24 protein-coding genes are annotated in these 26,471 nt (G+C 59.2%); 17 read left to right on the forward strand and 7 right to left on the reverse strand.

From position 1 onward, the window contains the following. Positions 1-68 precede the first annotated feature (68 nt). Entirely contained in the window at positions 69-1,073 is a 1,005-nt protein-coding gene (locus I2F59_RS07005) for a helix-turn-helix domain-containing protein (RefSeq protein ID WP_195503682.1), read from the reverse strand. 655 nt (positions 1,074-1,728) lie between these two features. On the opposite strand from I2F59_RS07005, the gene I2F59_RS07010 reads away from it, so the two are divergent. The 4 genes from I2F59_RS07010 (at position 1,729) to I2F59_RS07025 (ending at position 3,436) form a co-directional block, all read left to right on the forward strand. Next, positions 1,729-2,049 carry a PadR family transcriptional regulator gene (locus I2F59_RS07010; protein WP_195503683.1) on the forward strand — a complete coding sequence of 107 codons (321 nt, stop codon included), beginning with the start codon at positions 1,729-1,731 and terminating at the stop codon, positions 2,047-2,049. Further along, the gene (locus tag I2F59_RS07015; protein ID WP_195503684.1) at positions 2,036-2,659 is read left to right on the forward strand and encodes a DUF1700 domain-containing protein; all 624 of its coding nucleotides are present in this window, start codon (positions 2,036-2,038) and stop codon (positions 2,657-2,659) included. The genes I2F59_RS07010 and I2F59_RS07015 overlap by 14 nt, the downstream gene beginning before the upstream one ends. Before the next feature lie 15 nt (positions 2,660-2,674). Next, positions 2,675-2,956 carry a hypothetical protein gene (locus I2F59_RS07020; RefSeq protein ID WP_161155314.1) on the forward strand — a complete coding sequence of 94 codons (282 nt, stop codon included), beginning with the start codon at positions 2,675-2,677 and terminating at the stop codon, positions 2,954-2,956. A gap of 162 nt (positions 2,957-3,118) precedes the next feature. Then, positions 3,119-3,436, forward strand: coding sequence for an ATP-binding cassette domain-containing protein (locus I2F59_RS07025; protein ID WP_195503685.1), 318 nt, complete (start codon positions 3,119-3,121; stop codon positions 3,434-3,436). Positions 3,437-3,605: 169 nt separating this feature from the next. On the opposite strand, the gene I2F59_RS07030 is transcribed toward I2F59_RS07025, so the two are convergent. The 4 genes from I2F59_RS07030 to I2F59_RS07045 all read right to left on the reverse strand — a co-directional run bounded on the left by I2F59_RS07030 (position 3,606) and on the right by I2F59_RS07045 (position 6,589). Beyond that, the gene (locus tag I2F59_RS07030; protein WP_195503686.1) at positions 3,606-4,055 is read right to left on the reverse strand and encodes a PH domain-containing protein; all 450 of its coding nucleotides are present in this window, start codon (positions 4,053-4,055) and stop codon (positions 3,606-3,608) included. 267 nt (positions 4,056-4,322) lie between these two features. Next, complete coding sequence (locus I2F59_RS10080; protein WP_271755909.1) at positions 4,323-4,730, reverse strand: arginase family protein; 408 nt, start codon at positions 4,728-4,730, stop codon at positions 4,323-4,325. A gap of 30 nt (positions 4,731-4,760) precedes the next feature. After that, complete coding sequence (locus tag I2F59_RS07040) at positions 4,761-5,900, reverse strand: sensor histidine kinase (RefSeq protein ID WP_195503687.1); 1,140 nt, start codon at positions 5,898-5,900, stop codon at positions 4,761-4,763. Further along, the gene (locus tag I2F59_RS07045; protein ID WP_229065382.1) at positions 5,897-6,589 is read right to left on the reverse strand and encodes a response regulator transcription factor; all 693 of its coding nucleotides are present in this window, start codon (positions 6,587-6,589) and stop codon (positions 5,897-5,899) included. The genes I2F59_RS07040 and I2F59_RS07045 overlap by 4 nt, the downstream gene beginning before the upstream one ends. Before the next feature lie 73 nt (positions 6,590-6,662). On the opposite strand from I2F59_RS07045, the gene I2F59_RS07050 reads away from it, so the two are divergent. The 9 genes from I2F59_RS07050 (at position 6,663) to I2F59_RS07090 (ending at position 19,819) form a co-directional block, all read left to right on the forward strand. Further along, positions 6,663-6,809: a CD1871A family CXXC motif-containing protein gene (locus tag I2F59_RS07050; protein WP_040219972.1), complete on the forward strand. Its 147-nt coding sequence runs from the start codon at positions 6,663-6,665 to the stop codon at positions 6,807-6,809. Further along, positions 6,802-7,704, forward strand: a complete 903-nt coding sequence (locus I2F59_RS07055; protein WP_195503689.1) for a 4Fe-4S binding protein — start codon at positions 6,802-6,804, stop codon at positions 7,702-7,704. Before I2F59_RS07050 ends, I2F59_RS07055 begins: the two co-directional genes overlap by 8 nt. Positions 7,705-7,733: 29 nt before the next feature. Next, complete coding sequence (locus tag I2F59_RS07060; RefSeq protein ID WP_195503690.1) at positions 7,734-8,705, forward strand: TlpA family protein disulfide reductase; 972 nt, start codon at positions 7,734-7,736, stop codon at positions 8,703-8,705. Between the two features lie 254 nt (positions 8,706-8,959). After that, positions 8,960-12,214, forward strand: a complete 3,255-nt coding sequence (locus I2F59_RS07065; RefSeq protein ID WP_195503691.1) for an ABC transporter ATP-binding protein/permease — start codon at positions 8,960-8,962, stop codon at positions 12,212-12,214. A gap of 118 nt (positions 12,215-12,332) precedes the next feature. After that, positions 12,333-14,777: an HAD-IC family P-type ATPase gene (locus I2F59_RS07070; RefSeq protein ID WP_195503692.1), complete on the forward strand. Its 2,445-nt coding sequence runs from the start codon at positions 12,333-12,335 to the stop codon at positions 14,775-14,777. A gap of 9 nt (positions 14,778-14,786) precedes the next feature. Then, a complete protein-coding gene (locus I2F59_RS07075) occupies positions 14,787-15,269 on the forward strand; it encodes a winged helix-turn-helix domain-containing protein (protein ID WP_117746130.1) in 483 nt (160 codons plus the stop codon). Between the two features lie 275 nt (positions 15,270-15,544). Further along, positions 15,545-18,304: a magnesium-translocating P-type ATPase gene (gene mgtA / locus I2F59_RS07080; protein WP_195503701.1), complete on the forward strand. Its 2,760-nt coding sequence runs from the start codon at positions 15,545-15,547 to the stop codon at positions 18,302-18,304. A gap of 30 nt (positions 18,305-18,334) precedes the next feature. Next, a complete protein-coding gene (locus tag I2F59_RS07085) occupies positions 18,335-18,490 on the forward strand; it encodes a hypothetical protein (RefSeq protein WP_117746131.1) in 156 nt (51 codons plus the stop codon). A 375-nt stretch (positions 18,491-18,865) separates the two neighbouring features. After that, a complete protein-coding gene (locus I2F59_RS07090; RefSeq protein WP_195503693.1) occupies positions 18,866-19,819 on the forward strand; it encodes a tRNA dihydrouridine synthase in 954 nt (317 codons plus the stop codon). A 110-nt stretch (positions 19,820-19,929) separates the two neighbouring features. On the opposite strand, the gene I2F59_RS07095 is transcribed toward I2F59_RS07090, so the two are convergent. Then, positions 19,930-20,175: a glutaredoxin family protein gene (locus I2F59_RS07095; RefSeq protein WP_195503694.1), complete on the reverse strand. Its 246-nt coding sequence runs from the start codon at positions 20,173-20,175 to the stop codon at positions 19,930-19,932. Between the two features lie 51 nt (positions 20,176-20,226). Next, positions 20,227-21,054: a TipAS antibiotic-recognition domain-containing protein gene (locus I2F59_RS07100; RefSeq protein ID WP_195503695.1), complete on the reverse strand. Its 828-nt coding sequence runs from the start codon at positions 21,052-21,054 to the stop codon at positions 20,227-20,229. Between the two features lie 141 nt (positions 21,055-21,195). Between I2F59_RS07100 and I2F59_RS07105 the strand changes: the two genes are divergently transcribed. The 4 genes from I2F59_RS07105 (at position 21,196) to I2F59_RS07120 (ending at position 26,469) form a co-directional block, all read left to right on the forward strand. Then, complete coding sequence (locus I2F59_RS07105; protein ID WP_229065383.1) at positions 21,196-21,933, forward strand: SAM-dependent methyltransferase; 738 nt, start codon at positions 21,196-21,198, stop codon at positions 21,931-21,933. 112 nt (positions 21,934-22,045) lie between these two features. Further along, entirely contained in the window at positions 22,046-23,260 is a 1,215-nt protein-coding gene (locus I2F59_RS07110; protein ID WP_195503697.1) for a MalY/PatB family protein, read from the forward strand. 144 nt (positions 23,261-23,404) lie between these two features. Beyond that, positions 23,405-24,274 (forward strand): substrate-binding periplasmic protein, encoded by an 870-nt coding sequence (locus I2F59_RS07115; RefSeq protein WP_195503698.1) that lies wholly within the window; start codon positions 23,405-23,407, stop codon positions 24,272-24,274. After that, positions 24,271-26,469, forward strand: coding sequence for a hybrid sensor histidine kinase/response regulator (locus tag I2F59_RS07120; protein ID WP_195503699.1), 2,199 nt, complete (start codon positions 24,271-24,273; stop codon positions 26,467-26,469). Before I2F59_RS07115 ends, I2F59_RS07120 begins: the two co-directional genes overlap by 4 nt. Positions 26,470-26,471 lie beyond the last annotated feature (2 nt).

The following is a 26,471-nucleotide window of genomic DNA, read 5'->3' on the forward strand; positions in this document are numbered from 1 at the left end:
ATGTCCAATTTGAGCGCGCGAAAGCGCCGGGTTCCGGAACGTGTTCGATGCGCTTGGCAGCCCGGTTGCTAACGCAACATATGCGCGACCAGCTCCGCGCGCGTGCCGATGCCAAGCTTGGCGTATACGCCTGATAGGCGGTTTTTGACGGTGCCCGGCGAAACTTCCATGTGGCGTGCGATTTCGGCGTTGGTCCATCCGCGGCAGGCGAGCATGGCCATGGTGAACTCCGTGGTCGTTAAATCGTCGGCCACGTCCTCGCCTGAATCGGGGTTGTGGATGCGCCGCCAGCCGTAGCTGAATCGATACGTAATCTCGATGATACGTGCGAAATCGTCTGGGTATTGCGATTTTAGGCATGCCTCGATGAGTCCCTGCAAAAGGCCGTGGTGCTCGCCGATGAGTTCGATAAGGCCGTCGGGGCGCGCAATGTTCCAAGCGGCTCCGAAGTGCGTTTTTGCGGCGTCGACGTCTTTGAGACTCATGCATGCCATGGAAGCTGCCAAGTGCAGGAACAGCTCCGAGATGGGATAGCTTCCCTGTTTCATAATCAGGGCGTTTTCCGCCATGCCCAGGCTGCGGCCGTATTCGCCGCGCAGATACAAGGCGTGCGCCATCACGTAACTGGCGAACAAGCGCAGGCCTTCGGGCAGATGCGCCGCAAGTGGATAAAACTCTTCGGCAGAATACGGGGAAGGCAGGTGCAGCAGGACACTCGCGGCCGAGGCGAACAGGATATGCATGGCGTGGATGGCGGGCGATTCCTCGTCGGTGGGCGCATCGAGAATGCCCGCAAGGCAGCGGCGGGCGTCGGCGATACGGTTGAGCGACAGGCTGGCGTATCCGCAGATAAAGCATGCGGAATAGCGCAGTGCGGGATCGGTGGCGTCAAGATAGGGGCGCGCCGTCTTGGCAGCGAGGGTGGCCTGCCCGCGAAAGTACAGCGCTTCTGCCGTAGCAATGGCGCGCGAATCGGGGTCGGAAATGCCTGCAACCGCAGCGTCAATCTGCCCCGGCACAAAGGCGGTGCACATCAACGGCATGGGAACGCATGGGTAGCTATCGCAGTCCATCTTCCATCTCCCAACAGCTGGCAACAATAGCAGCAATTGTACCCCTGTTGCTCGGAACTGGAATTTGTGGGCCTTGCCTACGATTATGCCGAACGTATAAAGGAAGAGCCTATTGGCGATGCTCCCAAGGTGGTTACCGAAGCCTAGCTGACCTCGATATTCGGAAAAATTGCCACCCCTGCAAAAAGCTCTGTCGCAGCGATGGGAAACGCATCTTCTGGGCATTCCGGCGTCTCCAGCCAGCGCTGGACTGCTGCTGTCGCCTGCGCGTTGGCGAGTGGGGCGTGGGGACCGTCCGGCAACCAGCGGTGACGGGCGAGCCCTGCCGCGTGCGTGGCCTCCATCGGCGTAGACCCATGACCCGCATGGCATCGGAGAAGTCCACCATGGCGTCCAGGACCTTACCGTCCGGCACGTCCAGCCTAGCGGCTCTCTTGAACCCTAGGTCGAAGGGGGCGTTGTACAAGGCATATGGGGCCGAGTGGAAGTGGATCAAAAGAGCGTTACTTGACGTTTCATGCATAATGCCAACCGCCCCGCGACATCACGTTCGCAGCGCGCAGGGGCCGGAGAATCTTCGTGATGAGAGTTGACGTCTAATACCTTGCATCGTATAGTGTGTATAGCACAGTATATGACGAGAGGAGGTGTGCGGATGGAGGCACAGATGAAGCGCGGCTTCCTGGAGGCCTGCGTGCTCGCGGCCGTCTCCGGCGAGGAGTCCTACGGCTACCAGATCGTGAAGGACGTGCCCGCGAGCATGGGGCTCACGGAGTCGACGCTCTACCCGCTGCTCAAGCGCCTGGAGAAGGCCGGGTGCATCACGGCGCGCTCTGCCGAGCACAACGGGCGGCTGCGCCGGTACTACCGCATCACGGACGATGGGCGTGCGCGCATCGAGGGGTTCCTGGCCGAGTGGCCGTCCGTACGGGAGATTTACGCATACGTTGAGGGGGCGCACCATGACGCGCGATGAGTTTCTGGGCCGGTTGGGCGAGCTGCTTGCCTGCCTGCCGGCCGAGCAGGTGGAGGAGACCAAGGCGTTCTATGCGGAGGCCATCGCCGACCGCATGGAGGACGGTATGAGCGAGGAGGAGGCCGTGGCCGCCATGGGCGCCCCCGGCGAGGTTGCCGAGGCCACGCTTGACGACCTGCCCGCCGTGCCGCGCGCGATCGCGAGGACGCGCCGGCGCAGCACCGCGCTGCTGTGGGTGCTGACCATCGTGGGCTCCCCGGTGTGGGTGCCGCTGCTCGCCGCCTTCGCCGCCGTGGCCGTCACGGCCTATATCTGCATCTGGGTGCTGGCGCTCTGCGTGTGGATCGTCGCGGCGGCACTCGGGGGCGTGGGCGTAGTTGAGCTCCTGCTTGCCGTAAGCGGCGTCACCATCGGCCACTTCCCGTACGCCCTCGCCTCGGCGGGCGTGGGGCTCGGCCTCGTCGGCGTGGCGCTCTTCGTTGGTGCTGGCGCTTGGGCCGCCTCAAAACAAATTGCGCGCCTCTCGGCGCTCTGGGCGAGGAAGGCCGCCTCGCCCTTCTGGAAGGGTAAGGGCGAGAAGGGCGGCGCTGCCGCGCATCTCGCGGCGTAGAAAGGAGTGAGTACCATGACCAGCGCGAAGAAGATCTACCTCGCCGTGGCGGGCGGGCTCGTTGCCGCGGGTGTTGTCCTCGCGGGCATTGGCTTTATCGCTTCGGGTTTCGACCCGGCCGTGTTCACAACCCAAATCGACACGCGCGACAGCACCATCGTGCTCGGCGGCGTCGAGGTGGACGACCCGACGGGCCTCCCCCTCATCGAGCAGCTCGCCGGAATCGGCGAGGTCGACACCTCCGGCATCACCGCGTCCGAGTCCCCTGCTGCCCCGGAGGCGCCCACCGCTCCCTAAGCATAGCGTGCCCGGACGCCCCGTCCGTCGGGCTGTGCAAGCCTGTGGAACCCGGACCTCAACCCCAACCCAACCGGCCTCGAGCCTGCGTCGATTCGCTCCCCGTCCCGCGCGGGGGCCCATGACGCATACCCAAAATCCATCCGAGGAGAAAGGAACGCAATGACGACAACCATGCCCCTCCGCCTTCACGGGGTCACGAAGGCGTACCGCGGGAGGACCGTCCTCGGCCCCATCGACCTCGCCCTCGAGGCGGGGCGCGTCTACGGGCTCATCGGCGAAAACGGCGCCGGGAAGTCAACGCTCATCTGTATCGTCACTGGCACCGCCAGCCCCAGCTCGGGCTCGGTTGAGCTGTTCGGCGAGCGCGGCGGGCGCGGGCTTGCCGCCGCCCGGAGGCGTATGGGCTACATGTCCGACGCGAGCTCGGCCTACCCGGGGCTCTCTGCGCGGGAGAATGGATTTGCAACGGTTGCTTAAACATTTTTTACAGGGACAGCCCTGCGTTCCTGAACTCAACTGGGCTCATGTAGACCAGTGTCGAAGGGGCAGTCGCCCCAGTCCGCGTACCAGACCTGTGTGCCGCCGAGGGAATACTTCCTCCAGTAGGGCCAGTGCGGGACGTCCATCCTCTCTTCCTTTCGGGGCGTCAGGCGCCGGGCCCAAGGCCGCACCTGCGCCCCAGCTCCGCCACGAGGGCGTCGTTGTCTCTGACCGAGACGATGGCGTCGCCGTCGTAGGGCGCCTCGATGTAGACGCGGTCGAGCGAGTTGGCCGTCCCCGCCCAGAGCGTCCTGGTGCGCCGGACGCCCCGCACGTGGGCGTAGGGTATCACCGAACGCGTCCCAGCGTACACGACGACGAGGCGGTCGCCGTAGAGCTCGAGGCGATTGCTGCGGACGGGAAGGGCAGCCAGGGCCACGAGGGCCGGGATGGACAGCAGCGCGAGCCAGCCCCATAGGAGCGCGGGACTCGAGCTCAGGAAACACGCGATACACGCCGCGGATAAACCGCCCGCCACAATCACCATGGCCGCTATGAACCACGGGTCTGTCCTGCCGGGGAACACCCGCTCCGGCCGCTCGCCCTTCTCACCCATTACGGCCCTTCCGTCTCTTGCACCCCTCCCGGAACTGTCCGCATCAGTATAGCCAATGCTTTTTCTGATTTGTTGAGAAGCCGGCATTTGGGGGCATTTTGGATAGCGAACAGTTCAAACAAGAAGCTGAGAAAATAGAACAAAGCCTGAGTGCCTTGAGAGTCGCCGAGCGCAATGCAGTGATTCCCTTTATGAACGGCGACTTTACCCAATGGGATCTATATCTGGCATCCTCCTCTGAGTATGCGATGAGACTGATAGACGGATTTATCTCCATGCTCGAATCGAGGAATCTTGTTTGCGTCGCCCAGCTTCTCCGCGCACAGGTTGGAGTCTGCCTGCGGACATTCGCGTTATTCGCCGCCGAAGACCAGGATGACTTTCTCCCAAAAGGCTGCCAAGTACCATGGCGTGAGCGTTGGGGTAGCCATCATCCAGCGTGGATACATCCGGATGCGCATAGATCCAGACGATTCCAACGTTCTCGTATTTCCCGTGCAGGTAATCGAAGAGGGCAAGCGACACCATGCGGTTGCCGCCGACGGTCACGACTCTGTCGGGGTTTTCTGCCGTAAGCTTCCTCTGCGCATCCTGAATCCCCGCCAGGACTTCGTCCTCGGCATAGATGCGAGCTGCCTCCCATTCCTCATATCCAAGTTTTGGGACGCGTTTCACAATGCCGAGTGGAACCCCTGGACAGTCGGATCACGTGGTGGCCCCCTTTGAGAGGCTCACGAGCATGGTGGTCCCGTTCTCGGAACTTGCTTCGACCTCTACCGTGCCACCGTGAAGCGCTGCAATCTCCCAAACGAGTGCTAGTCCGAGTCCTGCGCCACCGTATGCCCTGCTGCGGGATTTGTCTAGACGGAAGAATGGTTGGAAGATGCTCTCTCGGTACTGCTTGGGTATTCCCGGGCCCTCATCTTTGACTCGCAGGAGTACGTGGCTGTCGCTGTCGCTGATGGAGACGTTGACAGTCGAGTCGGGACGGCTGTAACGGATGGCATTTTCGACCAGGTTAAACACCAGCCGATAGAGGAGCGTGTCGCTCCCGATTGTTAAAGCGTCTCCAGCACAATTGAGGGCTATGCCCTTATTCTCGGCAAGTGGCGCAAGGTCGGTGAGGACCTCTTCGGACAAGGGGCCAAGTTCAACATCGTCCTCGCAAGGAACGCTGCGGAACTCGCTCATCTCGAGCAACACCTTGGTCATTCGCGACATCCGTTCGGTTTGTTCTTGTAGCAGGTCGAGCAGCTCGGCTGTTTCGGGTTGCAAACCGGGGTGCTCGGAGATGAATAGTTCAATCTGTGCTTGCATAAGGGCGAGCGGGGTGCGCAGCTCGTGTGCGGCGTTGCCGGTAAACTGACGCTGTGCAGAGAACCCTTCGCCAAGACGGGCGATCATGTCGTTGAAAGAGGCGCTGCATCGTTGTAGCTCGGTGGGCACATCTTCACTGAGTCTGATTTCGCTTAGGTTGTCAGGCTGCACGCGCTCTACCTGGGCGGTAAAATCCCGTAGCGGCTTGAGCGCGTGGCCGCTCACAAAGTATGCCAGCACGCCGCCAAGGAGTGTGACTCCGGCCGTGATGTACCAGGCTGTCGTGCTAAAAGACTCCTGTGCGTCGTTTACGACGATCGTGACCTCGTCATCGAGGGGTGTGTTTGTTGGGTCAAACGCCTGGGGCGCGTCTTTGCCGGGCGTGCTAAAAGCCGAGATGTCACTGCCGATGGCATCCATGTAGCGCATGCCCGTATAGCCGACCAGGCAGTTCGTCAGCACGCACGCTGCGCACGTGAGCAGCGCCGTCATAATCGTTATGCGCCATTGCAGCGAAAGCCTTTTCATTCTCTATCCTCCATAACGTAGCCCTCTCCAATCCGATTGCGAATCGGGTCGTATCCCAAAGCGCTGCGTAGCTTTTTGCGGAGTGACGAGATGTGAACGCGGGTTGCGTTGCTAAAGCTGTTCACGCTGCTATCCCAAACGTGCTCGATAAGCTCCTCTTGACTTACCGGACGTCCCTGATTAAGCATCAGGTATTCCAAGATTCCCGTTTCCTTGCGTGTAAGAGATAAAGCCTCGCTGTCCACGGAAGCGATGCGCGCCTTGGTGTCAAAGCTGAGCTTTCCGCAGGTTAAAACTATGTCGCTTTGTGTAAAGCGTCTGAGGGTAAGGCTGCGAATCCTTGCCGCAAGCTCGTCCAAATGAAACGGCTTGGTGAGGTAATCGTTGGCGCCGGCATCGAGTCCGGCGACTTTATCGGATACTTCGCCACGTGCGGACAGAATCAGTACCTTAGTTTCGCAGTCAGTTTTCCTAAGTTCCCTGAGTACGGTCATGCCGTCGATACGGGGAAGGTTGAGGTCGAGTACCACGAGGTCGAAGGCCTCAACGTCCAGTAGGTCGAGCGCCTCCTGTCCGTCGTGACAGCAGTCGACGCTGTACGCCAAGTTTCGCAAGCTGTGCGCGATTGCGTCACACAGCGCCCGCTCGTCCTCGACGATTAAAATACGCATAACAGTCTCCTTGCACATTTCAAATCGCGCTTAACACGGATTTTATAGTCGATATGGTCCAATAGGTCGTGTGACGAAAGGAGTGGTCAGGTTGTTCAAAGCGGTAAAACCCGTGGTACAGGTCGCTTTGTTGATCGTCGGAATTGCCATGGTGTGCTTTGGCGTTATGCGTGGCGAGGCGGATGCCGTGCTGGCCAAGGCGATTAGGCTGTGCTTGGAGTGTATCGGAATTGGATAAAAGAGAAAACACTGCGTCGCATGTTTTGGCTCGATTTCGCGGATTCATTCAGGCGGCGGCGACGCTCATCACCAACATTCACTTGCCAAACTTTGCCAAAGGCGGCATCTATCAGGGCGCGGGAAAAACAGTCTGCGTACCCGGGCTTAACTGCTATTCGTGCCCCGCGGCATCGGGCGCGTGCCCCATCGGGTCGTTCCAATCGGTGGTGGGTTCATCTAAGTTTAACTTCTCCTACTACGTTACCGGTACGCTCATTTTGCTCGGCGTGCTGCTGGGACGATTTGTATGCGGGTTTTTGTGCCCGTTTGGCTGGCTGCAGGAGCTGCTTCACAAGATTCCCAGCAAAAAGCTTTCGACAAAAAGGCTCAAGCCGCTCACGTACATCAAGTACGTCGTGCTGCTGTTTGCCGTGGTGCTGCTGCCCGTCTTGGTGGTTAACGACGTGGGGATGGGAGACCCGTTCTTTTGCAAATACGTCTGTCCGCAGGGCGTGCTCGAGGGCGCCATTCCGCTGGCCATTGCCAACGCCGGCATTCGATCTGCGCTGGGGCAGCTCTTTACCTGGAAACTTGCCGTTCTCATTGCCGTGGTAGTGCTGAGCGTTTTGTTCTATCGCCCCTTCTGCAAATGGATTTGCCCGCTCGGCGCATTCTATGCGCTCATGAATAGGGTGTCCTTGTTGGGGATTCAGGTCGACGCGTGCAAATGCGTCTCGTGCGGCAAGTGTTCAAGGGTTTGTCAGATGGACGTTGATGTGGTCCGCGCGCCCAATCATGCCGAATGTATCCGGTGCGGAAAGTGCATCGGGGCCTGTCCTGTCGATGCCATCAGCTATCGCTATGGCCTGGATGTGTCGGCGGAAAAGCTTCCCTTGACCGCCGATAAAAAGTAAACAAGCTTCGACAAAACGGAGGAATGACTATGAAGCTTTCTAAGATTGCGGCCCTGTTTATGGTGCCGGTATTGGCCTTGTGCCTTGTGGCATGTTCGGCGCCCGGTGGCAATGTGAGCGAATCTGCGAGCTCCGATCCTAAGATCGCAGAACTCACTGCGCAGAAGCCGGCCAATGCCGACGAGGCCGCCGAGCTGTATGCGAAGCTCATGCAGAAGGAGAACGAGATCTTTTCGAGTGATAACGCGCTGTGGGAAAAGGTATTCAATGCGGCCAATAAAGACTCGGCAATGATTGAGGACGGCAGCAATTACGGCGATTTTCTGCTCAAGACCATCGACGGCGCCAAGGATGAGTTCACGACGGATGAGCTTAAGACACTCAAGGCCGGTGCGCAGCAGATCAAGGAGATCGAGGACAAGCTCGAGAGCCTGGAGAAGGAGTTCCCCGGCTGTGGAAGCACGCCGAGTGCAGGCGAGAGCGTCGACGCTTCGACCGCTGGCATGACGGCTGGTGCCAATGCTTCGAGCGAGGCGACGAAGTTCCCCAGCTTTACGGGCAAGGACCTGGATGGCAACGACGTGAACAGCGACGAGCTGTTCTCTAAGAACAAGGTCACCGTCATGAACTTCTGGTTCACTACTTGCAAGCCGTGCGTGGGCGAGCTGGGCGATCTTGAGAAGCTGAATCAGGAGCTTGCCGAGAAGGGCGGCCAGGTCGTGGGCGTCAATTCCTTTACGCTCGATGGCAACAAGGGCGAGATCGCAGATGCCAAGGACGTGCTGAGCAAGAAGGGCGTGACATATAAGAACATCTGGTTCAAGTCGGATAGCGAGGCCGGTAAGTTTACGTCAAATTTGTTCTCGTTCCCGACAACGTATGTCATCGATCAGAATGGCAACATCGTAGGGGATCCAATCGTGGGAGCCATCAGCTCCGCTGAGCAGCGCGCAGCGCTCGACAAGCTTATCGACCAGGCGATTGCGAATAGCGAGCAGTAGAAAACGCGTAAAGCATGGCGAGGATCGCGCGCCGCTGTGCGGAGTAGTCCGCTGCCTTTCAAGATAATCTCCACCATACAGAGGTCCCGCTCGGGACCTCTTCTTTTGGGCGTCGTCCCGTTCGTTTTTTGGCGTGCTTCGTTACATTCCTCACTGGCTCCGGCAAAAAATGGGGATAGAGTAGGACAAACGCGTCGAATACGAACGGCGGGGGAGAGCGGGCAAGTGCGTCCGCGTGGGAGAGGTTGCCGTCCATGTTGGAGCTCAAAGGTATTTGCAAAAGGTACGTCACACAGTCGTTTACGCAGGTGGCGCTCGATAACGTGAGCCTGGCTTTTCGCGATAACGAGTTCGTGGCCATTCTGGGTCCCTCGGGCTCGGGCAAAACCACAATGCTCAACGTAATCGGTGGACTCGATCATTTCGATTCCGGCGACCTGCTCATCGACGGCATCTCGACCAAGGACTTTCACGATCGCGATTGGGATGCCTATCGCAACAACCGCATCGGCTTTGTGTTCCAGAGCTATAACCTCATTCCGCATCAGACCATTTTGGAAAACGTGGAGCTGGCACTTACGCTCACGGGCGTGGGGTATGGCGAGCGCCGCCAGCGTGCGCGCGAGGCGTTGGAGAAAGTCGGCCTGGGCGAGCACGTTAACAAGCGCCCGAGCCAGCTATCGGGCGGGCAGATGCAGCGTGTGGCCATCGCCCGTGCGCTGATCAACGATCCCGAGATTGTGCTGGCAGACGAGCCGACCGGCGCCCTGGACTCAACGACATCCGTACAGGTCATGGATCTGCTCAAGGATGTGGCGCGTGACCGTCTGGTTATTATGGTCACGCACAATCCCGAGCTGGCGTACCAATACGCCACGCGCATCGTTAACCTGGCGGACGGTAAGATCACCGACGATTCCGATCCTTTCGATGTCGCTGACGCCACGCGCCGCGAGGCCAAGCCTACGCGCAAAACCTCGATGAGCTTTGTGACGGCGCTGGGGCTTTCTGCCCGAAACCTTATGACCAAGAAGGGCCGTACGGCCATGACTGCCTTTGCGGGCTCGATTGGCATTATCGGTATCGCGGCGATCCTGGCGCTCTCCAATGGCGTAAACGGCTACATCAAAAAGGTCGAGGAGGATACGCTCTCGAGCTATCCGCTCGCCATTTCCAAGCAGGACTACGACCTGTCGTCTATGATGGGTGGTCAGGGGGCTGCGGATGATGACTCGCCTGAATATGTGGATTCGTCCGACGACAGTGCCGGCAGCAAGGCTAAGGGAACCGATAAAATTCCCGTGGTTACGGCCGTAAAGGATATGTTTGCGAGCGTTAAGTCTAACGACATGACGAGCTTTAAGGCATGGCTCGATGCCGGTGGCGACGGCATCGACAAAGATGTCAACGCCATTCAGTACGGCTACGGTGTATCGCCGGTTGTCTATCGTGCCGGCAAGGGCGATGAGAAGCCTGTCCGGCTGGTGCCCAACGCCATGACCGAGGCCATGAGCGGAGGCGCGAGCTCGGCGGCAACGGTGAGCATGGAATCCATGGGAACCTCGGTCTTTAACGAGATGATCGACGACCAGAGTCTGCTCGACAGCCAGTACGATGTCGTCGCCGGTCATTGGCCCACGTCTGCCAACGAAGCCGTAATGGTGCTTTCGAGCCGCGGCACGGTGGGCGACTATACGCTCTACAGCATCGGTGCGCTGGATATCGATGAGCTCAACGATCTGGTAAACAGTGCCATGACGGCCGACGGTAAGATCGAGACGCCCGAGACCGGCGCCGACTTTACCTACGATGATGCGTTGTCCACGACGTTTAAGGTGCTGTCGCCGGCCGATGCCTACCGCAAAAACGAAGAGACCGGCATGTGGACCGACATGTCTGACGACGCCGACTTTATGGCTGCCAAGGTTGCCGACGGTATTGACGTGCACATTGTGGGCGTGGTGCGACCTAACGAGACGGCCAATGCGAGTGCGTTGTCTCCGGGCATTGCCTATACGCATGCGCTGACTCGCCAGCTTATGGAGCGCGCCGCCGATTCGCAGATTGTGCAGGAGCAACTCGACCACCCCGAGACGGATGTCTTTACGGGCAAAACCTTCGACGAACTACAAGGCGAGGCCAAACAAGGAGTGGATCTGGGCAGCATGTTCAGCGTGGACAAGGCAGCGCTCAAGAGCGCGTTTTCGTTCGATACATCTGCGCTCTCGGGTGCGGCCGGCGGTATGGACCTGTCGGGTCTTGACTTGTCCGGGCTGGACATTGACCTTTCGGACGTTGGCAAGGACGTCGACATCAGTGACATCATGGCCAAGGCGCCAACCCCAGATTTCTCGGGTATCTTTGACGGTCTGGAACTCACGCCCGAGCAAATGCAGCAGGTGGGAACACTAGCCAACCAGCTGTTTGAGGGCTTTTTGCAGTCTGATCAGTTTAAGGCGCTGTCGCCCGATGATTTTAAGGACGCGTCAAAGCTCTCTGCCGCATTCTCGACGTATCTTGAGAATGATGACACAGCCCAGCAAATCCTGGCCCAGCTCAAAGCGCTCGGCGGCGATGCCCCGGCCGAGCGTCTGCAGCAGGCGATGACCGACTATGTGCAAAAGCAGCTGGCTCCGTATCTGCAGCAGGCTATGGATCAGGTGATGAAGTCGATCAGCGATCAGATTGCGGCGACGGTGTCAGCTCAGCTCAAGGCAGGCACAGCAGAGCTCATGGGCCAGATGGCGACGCAGATGTCGTCGAGTTTTGCTAACCTGGCGAGCGCCATGCGCGTGGATGCGAGCGCCTTTGCTCGTGCCATCCATTTCAACATGGACGCCGAGGACCTGAGTTCGCTCATGATGAGTTATGCCAAGGCGTCGCAGCTCACCTACGACAACAATCTGACCACGCTGGGCTATGCGGATGAGGCAGACCCCATCTCGGTCAAGATTTTCCCGCGCGACTTTGAGGCCAAGGAGCGCGTACTCGACCATATCGATGCGTACAACAGGCAGGTCAAAGCCGCCGGCCACGACGAGCAGGCAATCTCGTACACCGACTACATGGGCATCATCATGGGTTCGGTGACCGACATCGTGAACACCATCAGCTTGGTGCTCATCGCATTCGTGAGTATCAGCCTGGTGGTGAGCTCCATCATGATCGGCATCATCACCTACATCAGCGTACTGGAGCGCAAAAAGGAGATCGGCATCCTGCGCGCGATCGGCGCCTCGAAGCGCAACGTGGCCAACGTGTTTAACGCCGAGACGTTTATCGAAGGTCTCATTGCCGGCGTCTTTGCCATTGTCGTCGTGGTGGCCGTGAGTTTCCCGGTTAATACCTGGGCACTTGCTGCCAAGCAGGTACCCAACCTGATGAGCCTACCCGTGCAGGATGCGCTGGTGCTCATCGCAATTTCAGTGCTGCTGACGGTCGTTGCCGGCCTGCTGCCGGCCCGCAGTGCATCCAAAAAGGATCCTGTGGAAGCCCTACGCTCCGAATAATGTGACAAAGGGGCAGTCCCTTTGTCACGGCTAAAAGCAAGGAAGTCGCAAGGGTTGGGGCGGGGTTGTCGGCGAGTGCCCTCGGATACAATCGAAGCCGTGCTAGAAAGAGGCTTCGATGATTAGAAAATCGTTCTTTAATCCGTTCTCGTCGCTGCTGCTTGCGCTTGCCGGGCTGGCTTTTTTGGTCGATGTCCTGCCGCAGGTGGAAGGCCAGACGGGCGTGTTCGCGCCAGCTGTGCTCTTTTTGATGTGGCTGGTGGGCGGCCTGGTGCGCCTGTTTTACGAAAATGAGGCCAAGCGCAGCTTTGATCGCCATATGTTTAAAGCGAACCACGCGGCCGTTTGGAAACGCGTCGATGCGTGTTGGATTCAAGTTGATGCCGACCGGCTTGTGCCCGGCGACGTCGTCCGCCTATATGCCGGCATGCTCTGCCCGGTCGACGTGACCCTTGCCAAGGGCGACCAGGTCCTTGTCTCGGAATCGTCGCTTACAGGCGAGAGCGGTCAGACCGCCAAGCGGGAAGGGGAGACCGTTCGCGCGGGAACGACCATTGTCGACGGCAAGGCGTCGGCAACCGTCCTCGCCCGCATTGCCGATGAGCAGCCCGTTTTGCGCCGTCGCGCTCGAATGGGCACACAGTTTGGTGCCGGCGCCAAGAGCATCTGCGCCGCCCTGGTAAGATGCATGCTCATCGTACTGCCGTTTGTCATTATGATTCGAGGCTTTGTGCTGGGCGACTGGGCGCAGGCACTGCTGTTTGCCCTGGGCACGGCCGTGGGCCTGGTTCCCGAAATGCTGCCGGTTGTCACGAGCGTTTGCCTTTCGGGCAGTGCCCATCGACTAAAAAACAAGCAGGTCATCGTTAAGAACGTTGACGCCATGGAGTCACTGGGCTCCATGGACGTGGTGTGCGTTGACAAGACAGGCACGCTCACCGAAGATGCCGCGGTGCTCGAGTACTACACCGATATCCTGGGCAACGAAAGCGAGCAGACGCTCAACCTGGCGTATCTGGAGAGCACGAGCCAGGGGGCCGCTGCCAATCAGCTCAATCGGGCCATTGCCGATGCGTGCGCGGCACCCGAGCTGCACCTTGCCGCGAAAGACCTTGGCCACGCCTTTGCACTGCATGCCTCTGACCCCTTCGACCACGTCACCAAGGCTTCGGGTGTCAAGCTCGACGCCACGCCCGGGGCGCTTGGTTGTTTGGGGCTACAGGTTCGCCCCGGCAATCATCTGACCATCGTAAAGGGCGAGGTTGAAAGCGTGTGCACACGCTGCGCCTGGGCAAACTTTAAGGGCGAGCTGGTGCCCATGGATGCCGATGGCCGTCAGAGCGCCTACGAGGTTGCCGAGGACATGCGCGCCGATGGCATCAAAGTGCTCGCCGTCGCCTATAGCACGACGTCGGCGGACTGGGATGACCTGGTGCTGTGCGGCTTTTTGGGCTTTTTCGATCGGCCCAAGGCGAGCGCTCGTGCCGCCGTGCAGGCGCTGTCTAACCTTTCCGTCGAGGTGCGCGTGCTCACGGGTGATTCGGCTTCGGTCGCTCGCTCAACATGCTCGCGCCTGGGCATTCCCGCCGATAGCGTTATCACCGGCAGCATGCTTCAGGCCATGGAGGAATCCGAAGCGCTGATCCGGGTGGGGAAGGCTCGCGTGTTTGCCGAGCTTACGCCCGCACAGAAGGCGCAGATCGTTAGCCTGATTCGCCTCTCCGGCCACATCGTCGGCTATATCGGAGACGGCGTGAACGACGTGCCGGCGCTCACATCGGCAGACGTCGGCATTGTCGTGGACTCGGCTGCGGCCGAATCCAAAAAGGTGGCCGACCTGGTGCTGCTCGAGCGCGACTTGGGTGTTGTCGCCGAGGGCGTCAGCGAGGGCAGGACTTCGTTCGCCAATGCCTCCAAGTACATCCGTATCGCATCGAGCTCCAACTTTGGCAATATCTGTTCGGTTGCCGCCTCGAGCATTTTCCTGCCCTTTGTGCCGGCAACCGCTACCCAGCTGCTCTTGCTCAATCTGTGCTACGACGCCACCTGCCTGGCGCTTTCGTGGGATAACGTTGACGATGCAGAGATTGCCCGCCCCAGGGCCTGGTCGGGTAAGGGGCTCGGCAGCTTTATGCTTCATTTTGGCTTTGCGAGCTCGGCCTTCGACATCATTACGTTTGCCATTCTGTTCTTGGGCGTATGCCCCGCCGTCTGCGGCGCGCCCTTTGCCGCGCTCGACGCGGCGGGTCGAGCGGCCTTTATCGCGACCTTCCAAGCCGGCTGGCTGCTGGAATGCGCATGGACCGAATCGCTCGTGCTCCTGGTGTTGCGAACGCGCAGTGTCCGCGACGGGGATCGTCCTTGCACACCGCTCGTGGTGATGGTTGCCGTCATGCTCGTTGTCACGGCGCTCCTTGCGCTCAGTCCGGTGGCGCAGCTGTTTGGGCTCGCCACGCTGCCTGTATGGTATCTGGGCATCGTTGCGCTGCTGAGCGTGTTGTATCTTGTTGTTGCTTCGACGATCAAGCGGGTCTATCTGGCCCGCTCGAGCAGCTTGTTCTAGGGCGGTTCTATGCGTACCAACAGAACCAACATCGCGATTACGCCGGCCGAGGCCGCCGAGCTCAGCAGCGCGCTGTTCTCGTCTGGCAGCGCTGCCGCCCTGGAGCTCGCGCCCGTGTTTGCCGATATCGCATCGGGCAAGCTGACTGCTATCGAGCTGGCGGTTGCCGGCTCGCAGGCAAGTGCCGCCACTGGACCCATCGTTATCGGCGAGCTTTCGATCGACCTGGCCTCGCGCACCGTCAAGGTGTCGGACGCGCCGGTCTCGCTCACGCCCAAGGAGTTCGACATCCTTGCCTTTTTGGCGAGCAACCGGGGTACGGTCTTTAGCAAAGAGGAAATCTACCGGGCGGTGTGGCAAAACGAGTATCTGCTCGATGACAGCAACATCATGGCCTTCGTCCGCAAAATTCGAAAGAAGATTGAGCCCGAACCAGACAACCCCCACTACCTGCTGACTGTATGGGGCGTGGGCTACAAAATGGCCGAGTAACGCTTCGGGTATTCGCTCCCATCGATCCAAATAGTCACTTTGACAATCCTTGCCAAATCGCAAGAAAGCCGCAAGAAACCAGCCATGTGCTCGGTCTTGCGGCTTTTCTATTCTGTAGACAGTCGCGGACGCGAAAGAGAGGTGAGGACCGTGAGCGGCAGTGACAGTACCAGTAACGCAGGACGAAGTTGCCGGCGCGGGTCCACTTTGATGGGGGCGCGCGGCTGATTCGCCCTGCGTCCGATCGATAGAACGGAGCGAGGCAATTGAAGAAGATGACTATGCGCCATACGCCGTCTGCGGTTCAGGCGCAAAACGAACTGATGAGGCATCGCGCGGAGGGTCGCATCCAGTATGCGGCGACCATTCCGCTGACGGAGGCCCTATCCTGGGTCGGCTCGAATCTCGGCGGCCTTAATCGCGACGAGGTCGCGCACAGCGAAGCCGACAACGGGCGTAACGTGGTCACGCGTGGCAAGAAGAAGTCGATTGCCCGCAAGCTTGCGGACGCGTTCGTCAATCCCTTCACGGCGATTCTGTTTTTCCTGGCCATCATTTCGGCAGCGACCGACATGGTGTTTCCAGCGTTGTCGATGATGGGCAGCACGCCCGAAGACTTTGACCCGCTGACGGTGATCATCATCACCACGATGGTCGTGCTCTCGGGCACGCTGCGCTATATCCAGGAAGCGCGCAGCGGCAACGCGGCCGAAAAGCTGCTCGATATGATTACGACCACCGTGACAGTCACCCGCGAGGATGCCCCTAGGACCGAGATTCCCATCGACGACGTGGTGGTTGGTGACATCGTGCACCTGTCCGCCGGTGACATGATTCCCGCCGATGTGAGAATCATTGAGGCTAAGGACCTCTTTGTGAGCCAGGCAAGCCTGACGGGCGAGAGCGAGCCGGTCGAGAAGGTTCCCGCGACGTGCACCGAGTCCGATTCGGCAACGTCGTTCGAGAACATCGCCCTCATGGGCAGCAGTGTGATCTCGGGCAGCGCGACGGCGCTCGCCTTTAGCGTGGGCGAGCAGACCTTGTTTGGCTCTATGGCATCGAGCCTGTCCGAGGATGCCGTAGAGACGAGCTTTTCCAAAGGCGTCAATAGCGTCTCGTGGGTGCTCATCCGCTTTATGATGGTGATGGTTCCGTTTGTCTTTATGATTAACGGCGTCACCAAGGGCGATTGGCTTAATGCTGGCCTGTTTGCCATCAGCATCGCCGTGGGCCTGACGCCCGAGATGCTGCCCATGATCGTTACCACGTGCCTTGCCAAGGGCGCCGTGGCTATGAGCAAAAAGCAGACCATCGTTAAGAACCTCAACTCGATTCAAAACTTTGGCGCGATGGACGTGCTGTGCACGGACAAGACTGGCACGCTGACGCAGGACCAGGTGGTGCTGGAGTATCACTGGAACATCGATGGCCAGGAGGATTCGCGCGTTCTGCGCCATGCCTACCTCAACAGCTATTTCCAGACGGGCTACAAGAATCTGATGGATCTGGCGATCATCAAATGCACCGAGGAAGAGGAGCAAAACGACCCGAGTCTCACCGACCTTTCCGAGGCCTATGTGAAGGTCGACGAGGTGCCGTTTGACTTTACGCGCCGTCGCCTTACCACCGTGGTGCGCGATCGAAGCGGCAAAACCCAGATGGTCACCAAGGGTGCAGTCGAGGAGATGCTGTCGGTGTGCTCGCATGCCGAGATTGACGGCGGCGTTCACGTGCTGGACGACGAGGTGCGCGAGCGCATTTTGGCAACGGTCGCCGACCTTAACGACGACGGCTTCCGCGTGTTGGCAATCGCTCAAAAGTCCAACCCGTCGCCTGTCGGTGCCTTTAGCGCCGATGATGAGCGCGACATGGTGCTGATCGGCTACCTGGCGTTTTTGGATCCGCCCAAAGAGTCCACGGCCGATGCTATCGAGGCGCTGCGCAACCACGGTGTAGCCACCAAGATCTTGACCGGCGACAATGAGAAGGTCACGCGCACCATCTGCAAGCAGGTGGGACTCGAGGTCAACAACATGCTGCTCGGCAGCGATATCGCCGCAATGGACGACGCCGAGCTCGCTCGTCGCGCCGAGGACGTGCAGGTCTTTGCCAAGCTTACGCCCGATCAAAAAGCGCGCGTCGTGTCCGTGCTGCGTGCAAACGGTCATGTGGTGGGCTACATGGGCGACGGCATCAACGACGCCTCGGCCATGAAGTCGTCCGACATCGGCATCTCGGTCGATACTGCGGTCGACGTGGCCAAGGAGTCGGCCGATATCATCTTGCTCGAGAAGGATTTGATGGTGCTCGAGGAGGGCATCATCGAGGGGCGCAAGACCTACGCCAACATGATCAAGTACATCAAGATGACCGCAAGCTCCAACTTCGGCAATATGTTCAGCGTGCTTGCCGCATCCGCCCTGCTGCCGTTTTTGCCGATGATGAGCATCCAGCTGATCCTGCTCAACCTGATCTATGACTGCAGCTGCCTGGCGATTCCCTGGGACAACGTGGACGAGGAGTTCCTGCGCGTGCCGCGTACCTGGGACGCTTCGAGTGTTGGCAGGTTCATGATCTGGATCGGGCCCACCAGCTCCATCTTCGACTTTATGACCTATATCTTTATGTACTTCGTTTTCTGCCCCCTGTTCGTGAGCCATGGCGTGCTGTTCAACGACCTGGCGAGCGTCTACTCGGGCGCCGCGCTGGAGCAGATGCAGCTGGCCTACATCGCGCTGTTCCAGGCTGGATGGTTCGTCGAGTCTATGTGGAGCCAGACGCTGGTCATCCACATGATCCGTACGCCTAAGTTGCCGTTTATCCAGAGCCGTGCCTCGGCTCCGGTGATGCTGCTCACGATGACGGGCATCGCGCTGCTCACGCTGATCCCGTTTAGCCCGCTTGGCCCCACGCTGGGTCTGGGCGCCCTGCCTGTCGAGTACTTCTTGTTCCTGATTCCGTGCATCTTGCTGTACATGGCGCTGGCGACAAGCCTTAAGAAGGCCTACGTCAAGCGCTACGGCGAGCTGCTGTAGTGGGGGATTGATGCAGAAAGGAGCGTTTGCATGAACTGGACGCAGATTTGGATGGACTTGTTTGGCACCACGGAGTGGCTCGGCCTTAACATGGGCTTTTGGGTGGCCAACGGCGTGGTGTTGGTGGTTGTCGTGATTATGAACGTTGTCTTTTGGAGCATGAAACCGCTGCCGAGGGATGAATAACAAGCGAGGGGGCCGCCTGCCGGGCGACCCCCTCGCTGTTTATAAGCACCAGTAAATCGAAGGTGAATGGTTTCCCGAGAAGTGAACGACCTAATTTGGACCCCTGAAGCACCCACGTTTTTCGACGCTAAAACCGCAGGATTTGAGTGATAAAACCGCAGGAATTGGCCTTCCCAAAGTGTCGATGCATCGAGGGTCCGATTTCACCCGTTCACTTCGCGGAAAAGCTTTCACCTTCGTTGCGTGAGGCGACGGATGGAAGGGTGATTATCGTCAAGTAGCTACCTCTGCCTTGTGAATCATCTGAAGCACAAGGCATAATGCATGTGACAAAGGGACGGCCCCTTTGTCGCATTGATCTGAGAGTAGATGTTGATGATTCTATCGTTGGCCCCTATGGAGGGGATTACTGGGCATGTGTTCCGTCGCGTGCATGCGGAGTGCTTCGGTGCACTCGATTGCTATTACACGCCGTTTTTGCCGCCGCCGCGGGTGGGAAACCGCTTTGGCGGCAAGGCGTTTAAGGAGATCGATCCTGCCAATAACCATGGGCTCAACGTAGTGCCCCAGCTCATGTCCAAGAACGCGGACGAGTTTGTGTGGGCGGCACAGGTGCTCGCCGACATGGGATACCGTGAGGTCAATCTCAACCTTGGCTGCCCCTCGGGTACGGTTGTTGCCAAGGGTAAAGGATCGGGCTTCTTGCGCAACTTGGACGAGCTCGAGGTGTTCTTGAGCGATGTGTGCGAGCGGTCGCCGTTGCCGGTATCGGTCAAAACTAGGCTGGGGCTCGAGGACGACGACGAGTATGAGCGCGTGCTCGATCTGTATTGCCGCATGCCGCTGGCAGAGCTAATCGTGCATCCGCGTGTGCAAAAGGACCGCTATACGGGCTCGCCGCGCAAGGAGTTCTATGGCGAGACGCTGGAGCGTGCGCCGTTCCCGGTTGCCTATAACGGCGATATTTTTGATCTTGAGGATATGGATGCGCTGGTGGAGGCCTATCCCGGCACACGCCATGTGATGCTGGGGCGTGGCTTGCTTGCGAACCCCGCGCTGGCTCGCATAGTCAAGGGCGGCCCTGCTGCCACGGCAGCCGAACTGCATCGTTTCCATGACACGCTGTTTGCGGCATATGCAGAAGAGATTGGCGGTAACGCGGTCTTTCGCATGAAGGAGTGGTGGTTCTACGCCAAATGCGCCTTCGCCGACCCCGCTACCGTTCACAAGCTCGTGCGCAAGACTAAAAAGGTCGACGAATACCGCGCCGCCGTCGATCGTGTCTTTCGCGAACAGCCGCTTGCGCCCATAGCCCGCTTCCACGGCTAGTTAGCCGTTGGGGACGTTCTTTAACGACTAGCTAGTCATCGGGGACGTTCTTTAACGACTGGTCATTTAAGAGCGTCCCCAATGACTATGGGACGGACGGGATGCGCGTACTAGAGCAGGTTCTCCTGTACCCACGCGATGATGTCGCTCGACTCGTAGAGTGGCTTGTCGTCGATGAACAGGCAGGGAACCTGGCGTTTTCCGCCGACGGCGATGAGTGTTTGCTCGGCATCGGAATCGGTCGAGATATTGCGTTCAGGAATGGTCACGCCGTTATCGGCCAAAAAGCGCTTGACCTTTATGCAGTACGGGCAGCCGGTCATAACGTAGAGCACGAGCTCGTGATCAGTAGCCATAGGTCTCCAATCGGTTGAGGTTTTGATTGAAATACCCAAAGCCGCCGCGGTCTATGCGCGCGTCAACGACGACTCGATGGCCTGGACCAAAAACGCCGTGGCTCCGGTGCCGCAGGGCTTGTCGTAGTAGTCAACAAAGCGCTGGTCGGCAAGATAGCCGTGGGCGAGGCCCAGATACGCTTCGTTCTGGGGCTCGTGTCCCCAATTAAGGCCAATCCATCGACGATGCATCGCGACAAGCTTACGAGCCTCGTTGCTCTCTGGGTCGCCAATGCCTATGGCAATCGAGAGCTGGCCCAGAATAGCGCGTTCAAGTTCCTTCATGTCGTTCCATGTCTCGGGGTCCATGTCCAGCAGCGCTTCGTTTGCTGCATCGATAGCCTCATCGCCATAGCGCGCCCGCGCCTCGGCACCGTAGCGCTCCTCGTTTTCTTGCACGGCGCGCCAGCGCTCCAGTTGCGGCAGGACGGCGCCCATGAGCGAGACGGCTTCGTCGAGCGACATGCCGGTGTTTTGCGCCAGCCGCGGAGCGCAATCCTCGATCATCGCCTCCATGGTGGTGTCGTAGGTGTACTTGCCGTGGTCGTAGCACCACTTGCAGTAATGATCGGTCGCGGTGCCCGCAGCGTCGGTGCCGCAGTTGTCGGGCGTGAGTATCATGCCGCAGCTCTGGCAATAATGCTCGGGCATTTCGAGCAGATGAGACAGTGGCTCGCCGGTCACGGCGGCAATGAGCTTCATCATGTCGATGCCCGGTGTGACCTCGCCGCGTTCCCAACGGCTGACGGCTTGGCGTGTGACGAAGAGTTTGGCGGCGAGCTGCTCTTGGGTAAGGCGATGGGCGCGACGGATAGCGATGAGCTTTTCTGCAAAGGCCATAGCAGTTCCTTTCTGCTGGTTGATGGCTTAAGCATACGCGGCAGCAGGTGCCCTTCCAAGCAACCGTTGGTTGCACGACGGGGGACCGCGGCGAAGAATTGCGCGCAACGCCCCACACCTTCATGCCGTACAATGGCCGGCATGGAACCTATTGCACACATACATACCGATCTGCCGCAGAAGTTCGGCATTCCGCGCAACAGCTTTTTGGCGCCTCATCTGCAGGGACGAATCGTCTTTGAGCCGGAATTTGCCTCCAGTGCGGCGGTTGAGGGTCTGGACTCCTTCTCTCACCTGTGGCTGCTGTGGCGCTTCGAAAACGGAACGCCCGGCGGCACGGCTAAGGATATAGCTGCCGATGCCAAGGCGCAGGACAGGTCCGGCACCAATGCCAAGTGGTCGAAGACCGTGCGCCCGCCGCGTCTAGGTGGGGCCGAGCGTGTGGGCGTCTTTGCCACGCGCAGTCCGTTTCGCCCTAATCCTATCGGGCTCACCTGCGTCAAGCTTGATCGTGTCGAGCTCACCGACGATGGCCCCATCATCCATGTGTTGGGGGCCGACCTGCGCGACGGTACGCCCATCTACGACATCAAGCCCTACATTCCGTTTGCGGACTGCCACCCGGATGCGACCGGAGGCTGGATCGAGGATGCTCCGTGGCAAGAGCTCGATGTTGAGTTCCCGCAAGCGCTGCAGGATATGGTCCCGCCCGCAAAGCTCCCCGGCTTGGTCGAGGTCCTTCGCCAAGACCCGCGCCGCGCAGGCAACAAGCACGAGCCAAACCGCGTTTATCACTTGGCTTACGCCGGGCTCGACATATCGTTTGCGGTCGATGAAACCCAGCTAACCGTAGTTGCCGTCAACGGCGCGCAAGACTAACCAGCCATTCGTCCGCACCCGTCAAATTAAGCGCCAAACCCCGCGCTAAAACCGCCCGCGCTGGTGGACAATAACGCCTATCGAATCATTCCGCTCTGCACGGGAGTCCAGCATGAAATACGACTTCACTTCAATCATCGACCGCCACGGCATGGACTCCATTGCCGTTGACTCTTGGGGTGAGATCCCCGGTATGGCTCCGAATGCACCCGACGAGGGCTTCGACCGCATTCCCATGTGGGTGGCCGACATGAACTTTGCCACGGTGCCCACGGTCCAGGAACACATCATTCAGCGCGCCCAGCACCCCATGTTTGGCTATTTCAATCCGCGCTCCGAGTATTTCGACCGCATCATCGAATGGCAGAGCCGCCGCAATGGCGTCGAGGGCCTGCGCCCTGAACATATCGGTTACGAAAACGGCGTGCTGGGCGGTGTCGTGTCGACGCTGCGCGCGTATGTCCAGCCGGGCGATGCGGTGCTGGTCCACAGCCCCACCTACATCGGCTTTACCAAGTCCATTGAGGCCGCGGGCTATCGTATTGTCCATAGCCCGCTTAAGCTCGACGATCAGGGCGTGTGGCGCATGGACTTTGAGGACATGGAGTGCAAACTCGCCCAAAACCACATCCATGCCGCGGTGTTCTGCTCGCCGCACAATCCCTGCGGCCGCGTATGGGAGCGCGACGAAATCGAGCGCGCCATGGACATCTATCGCCAGCACGATTGCGTGGTGATTTCGGACGAGATTTGGTCCGATATCATCCTGCCGGGGCACAAGCACATCCCGACGCAGTCGGTGAGCGAGGATGCCCGCATGCGCACGGTTGCCCTCTATGCGCCGAGCAAGACGTTTAACCTGGCGGGCCTTGTCGGCAGCTACCACATTGTCTACAACGAGACGCTGCGTGACCGCATCTGCGCCGTGTCCAACAAGACCCACTACAACGAGATGAATGTCCTCTCCATGCATGCGCTTATCGGTGCCTACCAGCCGCAGGGCTACGAGTGGGTGGACGAGCTCAACCAGGTGCTTGCCGGCAATATCGAGTACTTCTGCGATTACGTGGACGGGCATTTTGAGGGCGTGTCCTATTCGCGTCCGCAGGGCACGTACATGGTGTTTCTGGACTGCACCGAGTGGTGTCGCGAGCATGGCCGCGATATTCAGTGGCTGCTCGACGAGGGGACGCGCGTGGGCGTGGGATATCAGGACGGCCGCCCGTTCCACGGGCCCTGCCACATTCGCGTGAATCTGGCGCTGCCGCTTTCGCGCGTAAAGGAAGCGTGCGACCGCCTGGACCGCTACGTTTTTAATGCACGGTAAGTGAGCACTGCATGCGGGGCCTTCTGCCAAGTCGGCTGGAAGGCCCCACATGGTAAAACGTCTGTAGCCATTGGGCACTCGTGTGGTTTTGTTTGCTATTATTTTTTACCATTTCAGTCTGTAAACAGGATCGTATGGAGCTCGATGAAAAGGTCCCGTCGCTCGGTTGCCATTTCGTTGTTTGTTGCGCTTGCGGTAGCGTGCGCCTTTGTCGTAGCGATAGCCGGCTGTTCCGGGTCGAATGACAGGGCCTCGACGTCTGCATTAGAAGGTCTGGACGCCTCGCAGGCCAAAGACGACGACCTCAAGACGCTCAATGTCGGCAGCGACCTCTACCCGCCGTTTGTGTATACCGACGAGTACGGCGATATCGTTGGCCTGGATGTCGAGATATTGACCGAGGCTTTGGCCCGCATTGGTTACAAGCCAAAATACCAGCTGATCGACTGGGAAAAGAAGAAAGAGCTGCTGGCGAGCGGCGAGCTCGATTGCGTCATGGGTAGCTTTAGTATGACGGGTCGCGAAAACGAGTATCGTTGGGCCGGCCCGTACCTTGCGAGCCGCCAGGTGGTCGCGGTCGATCCCCAGAGCGATATCTACACGCTTGCCGATCTTGAGGACAAGGTCGTGGCGGTCCAGTCCACCACCAAGCCCGAGGGCATTTTGCTCAATCGTACAAATGAAAACGTTCCGCAGATCAAAGAGCTCTACAGCTTTTCGGACCGCTCATACCTGAACCCGGCGCTCGTCGAGGGTCTGGTCGACGCCATCGCCGCGCATGAGTCCTCGCTGCTCACCTACGAAAAAGACTATGGTGTGACGTATCGCATTTTGGATGAGCCGCTGCTAGAGGTCGGTTTGGGCACCGCTTTTGATATCAACGATACGCGTGGCATCGACGTCAAGCTCACCCATGCCTACCAAGAAATGCTTGCCGATGGCACCATGGAACGTCTGGTGTCAAAGTACTTTGATGACCCTTCGCCATTTTTGAATATGGAGGGCCTGTCATGATCGATGCGCCCGACCACGCCGCTCAGGAGCGGGGCAATCGTTCGGCAGGGGCATGGCTCCTTGTCGCTCTGCTGGGGATAGCGCTCTCGGTTGTTGCCGGCATGATGAGCTACGGTTACACGACGGCCCAAGCCGAGCAGCGCTTTGCCGACGTTGTCGATTACGTGGCGACGCAGAGCCTTTCCTACGATGCATTCAACAGCGCCTATACGACCAAAAACCTGATTCGCGTTATGGAGATCGCCGGAGAGGCTGCCCGCGATATGGAGCGCGACGGTTCGGTGGATAACGCCATGCTGGAGCAATACGCCGACCAGTTCAACGTGAGCGCGCTGATCGTGACGGACGCATCGGGCAATTTGGTGTCCGAGTCCTCGACGGGCGATATGGACTACGGGTCGCTCGCTACGTATCTCAAAGAATCACCCGTGCTTGAGGTGGCAACTCATCCGCTTAAGTCCTATACCGCCCGCATCACGCTTGCGGATGATTCGGTCGCAGACATTGGCTGCGTGACTCGGCAGGATGGCGAGGGCATCGTTATCGCGGTAAGGCATCAGGGCGCGAAAGCGGTTGCAAGCAATACACTCAAACTGCAGAGCCTGCTTGATGGCTATGAAACCATCGATAGCGGCAATATCGTGATCGAAAGCGACGGCAAGGTCGTTGCGACCAATGCCGTTGAACCCACCGTATTGGGCGTGTTCGATCTGCCTGCGACGGATGTCTTTATTGTCGACGGTATTAAGGATCGATGCCTGGCTGGTAAGGTCAGATTGGTTAACGCCGACGGCGAGTGGTATTTGGGTACATTTGGAAAAGCGCACAAATTCTATGTGTACACCTATGCCTCGGCGCAGCGCTACTTTGAGGTCGCCGCGGCTGTTGCCGCCGGCGTGCTGGTGCTCTACGGCGGTGTTATAGCCGTTGTTGTGACGGTACGTCGCCGCGCTGATCGTCGACGTTTGACGGACTTGCTGCAGCAGGAGCGCGACTATGGCGACAAGCTGGCAAAGGCGGCGCGTGAGGCCTCGTCTGCCAACTCGGCAAAGACGGAGTTTCTGCGTCGCATGAGCCACGATCTGCGCACGCCCATCAACGGCATTCGCGGCATGGTCGAGGTTGGCGATGCCAATGCGGACGATCTGCAAAAGCAGACTGAGTGCCGCTCAAAAATCTGGACGGCATCGGGACTGCTGCTCGACCTTGCCAACGAGGCGCTCGATATGAGTCGCCTGGAGAGCGGGCAGGTCGACCTGAACCTCGTGCCCATAAATTTGGTGGCCCTCAACTGTGAAGTGCGCGATATTCTGGAGCGCCAGGCCGAGGAGCGTCTGGTGACAATTATCTCCGACCAGCAGACGCTTAATCATCCCTATGCGCGGGTGAGCGTGACGCACCTCAAGCGTTTGTTGCTCAATATTGCCGGCAATGCCGTCAAGTACAACCGCCAGGGCGGCTATGTCCGCCTGGTGTGCCGCGAGGTGGAGCCAGCGGATGGCGTCCCCGTCTATGAATACACGATCGCCGACAACGGTATTGGCATGAGCGAGGAGTTCCAAAAGCACCTCTACGAGCCGTTTTGCCGCGAGGAGCAGCAGGTGGAAGGCGCTTCGTCGGGAACTGGCCTGGGCGCGCCTATCGCAAAACAGCTGGTCGAGCTTATGGGCGGAACCATGAGCTTTACGAGTGTCTTGGGGCAGGGGACGACGTTTACCATTCGCCTGCCGTTCGAGAAGTGCGACCGCTCCGAGATTCCTCAGGCAGTTCCCGCGGATGCGGGAGACGGCGATGCGCTCCAGGGCTTGCGCGTTTTGCTCGTAGAGGATAACGATCTGAATGCCGAGATCGCGCAGTTTACGCTCAGCCGTGCCGGTGCCATCGTGACGCATGCTAAGGATGGTGAGTCTGCCGTCGAGATGTTTGCCGCGAGCGTGCCGCACGAGTACGACGTGGTGTTGATGGACATCATGATGCCGGGCATCGATGGCCTTGAGGCCACACGTCAGATTCGAGCACTCGATCGCGAGGATGCCGCGACCACGCCGATTATCGCCGTGAGCGCCAACGCCTTTGCCGACGACCGCAGGCTTTCGCGTGAGGCGGGCATGGACGCGCACGGTAGTGTCGAGAAAGTTGGTGTAAGGGCCCTTGCGGCCCCTGTGTCCGATATCCGGAATCAGTTGATATCCTAGGC

Source organism: Collinsella aerofaciens (genome assembly GCF_015556945.1).
GTDB lineage: Bacteria > Actinomycetota > Coriobacteriia > Coriobacteriales > Coriobacteriaceae > Collinsella > Collinsella aerofaciens_AO.

Bases quoted from the DNA above. Each gene is read 5' to 3' on its own strand.
- I2F59_RS07005 (WP_195503682.1), bottom strand. From the start codon at position 1,073: ATGGACTGCGATAGCTACCCATGCGTTCCCATGCCGTTGATGTGCACC.
- I2F59_RS07010 (WP_195503683.1), top strand. From the start codon at position 1,729: ATGGAGGCACAGATGAAGCGCGGCTTCCTGGAGGCCTGCGTGCTCGCG.
- I2F59_RS07015 (WP_195503684.1), top strand. From the start codon at position 2,036: ATGACGCGCGATGAGTTTCTGGGCCGGTTGGGCGAGCTGCTTGCCTGC.
- I2F59_RS07020 (WP_161155314.1), top strand. From the start codon at position 2,675: ATGACCAGCGCGAAGAAGATCTACCTCGCCGTGGCGGGCGGGCTCGTT.
- I2F59_RS07025 (WP_195503685.1), top strand. From the start codon at position 3,119: ATGACGACAACCATGCCCCTCCGCCTTCACGGGGTCACGAAGGCGTAC.
- I2F59_RS07030 (WP_195503686.1), bottom strand. From the start codon at position 4,055: ATGGGTGAGAAGGGCGAGCGGCCGGAGCGGGTGTTCCCCGGCAGGACA.
- I2F59_RS07040 (WP_195503687.1), bottom strand. From the start codon at position 5,900: ATGAAAAGGCTTTCGCTGCAATGGCGCATAACGATTATGACGGCGCTG.
- I2F59_RS07045 (WP_229065382.1), bottom strand. From the start codon at position 6,589: ATGTGCAAGGAGACTGTTATGCGTATTTTAATCGTCGAGGACGAGCGG.
- I2F59_RS07060 (WP_195503690.1), top strand. From the start codon at position 7,734: ATGAAGCTTTCTAAGATTGCGGCCCTGTTTATGGTGCCGGTATTGGCC.
- I2F59_RS07065 (WP_195503691.1), top strand. From the start codon at position 8,960: ATGTTGGAGCTCAAAGGTATTTGCAAAAGGTACGTCACACAGTCGTTT.
- I2F59_RS07070 (WP_195503692.1), top strand. From the start codon at position 12,333: ATGATTAGAAAATCGTTCTTTAATCCGTTCTCGTCGCTGCTGCTTGCG.
- I2F59_RS07075 (WP_117746130.1), top strand. From the start codon at position 14,787: ATGCGTACCAACAGAACCAACATCGCGATTACGCCGGCCGAGGCCGCC.
- mgtA (WP_195503701.1), top strand. From the start codon at position 15,545: ATGACTATGCGCCATACGCCGTCTGCGGTTCAGGCGCAAAACGAACTG.
- I2F59_RS07085 (WP_117746131.1), top strand. From the start codon at position 18,335: ATGAACTGGACGCAGATTTGGATGGACTTGTTTGGCACCACGGAGTGG.
- I2F59_RS07090 (WP_195503693.1), top strand. From the start codon at position 18,866: ATGATTCTATCGTTGGCCCCTATGGAGGGGATTACTGGGCATGTGTTC.
- I2F59_RS07095 (WP_195503694.1), bottom strand. From the start codon at position 20,175: ATGGCTACTGATCACGAGCTCGTGCTCTACGTTATGACCGGCTGCCCG.
- I2F59_RS07100 (WP_195503695.1), bottom strand. From the start codon at position 21,054: ATGGCCTTTGCAGAAAAGCTCATCGCTATCCGTCGCGCCCATCGCCTT.
- I2F59_RS07105 (WP_229065383.1), top strand. From the start codon at position 21,196: ATGGAACCTATTGCACACATACATACCGATCTGCCGCAGAAGTTCGGC.
- I2F59_RS07110 (WP_195503697.1), top strand. From the start codon at position 22,046: ATGAAATACGACTTCACTTCAATCATCGACCGCCACGGCATGGACTCC.
- I2F59_RS07115 (WP_195503698.1), top strand. From the start codon at position 23,405: ATGAAAAGGTCCCGTCGCTCGGTTGCCATTTCGTTGTTTGTTGCGCTT.
- I2F59_RS07120 (WP_195503699.1), top strand. From the start codon at position 24,271: ATGATCGATGCGCCCGACCACGCCGCTCAGGAGCGGGGCAATCGTTCG.